Here is a 423-nt window from a genome sequence, read left to right as displayed (position 1 = left end):
CGACTGGAACAGCGTTCACGTTCGCGGCCGTCAATGACACGTTGCCGCTTCCGTTCGGGCTGATGCCGTTGACCGTGGATACAGTGCCTGCCGGAATCGCGGCGGTGACCGTGATTAGTCCGTTTGCTTCGGAGAGCGTAACGTTTTGACCAGCCACTAGCGACTTGATGATCGCTGAGTTTGCGGGAGGGTTAGACTCAACCAGAATAACGGCACCTGAACCAGTTTGACCCGTGACCGACGTGATTGCGTCGGCGATCGAGGGCACAACCGACCAACCCAAGTTCTGGCGCATGTAGCCATTGCCGTCGTTTGGTGCTTCCGGAACACCAGTACCAGAAATCTGAATGCTGTTTCCAGTGTTCGATAGCGATATGGTAGGCCCTGCCGTGAACGTAATGTCTCCAGTAAGCGTCCCCGACG

1 protein-coding gene is annotated in these 423 nt (G+C 56.5%); it reads right to left on the bottom strand.

The features are described from left to right. Positions 1–423 (bottom strand): hypothetical protein (locus tag AC1RPY_RS07665; protein ID WP_481763093.1); only part of this gene is annotated, 423 nt, incomplete at both ends.

The organism is Dellaglioa sp. CoH-56-MRSF-12, from assembly GCF_056782075.1.
The sequence above is the reverse complement of the archived record's forward strand: the minus strand, read 5'-3'. Positions and strand labels throughout refer to the sequence as shown.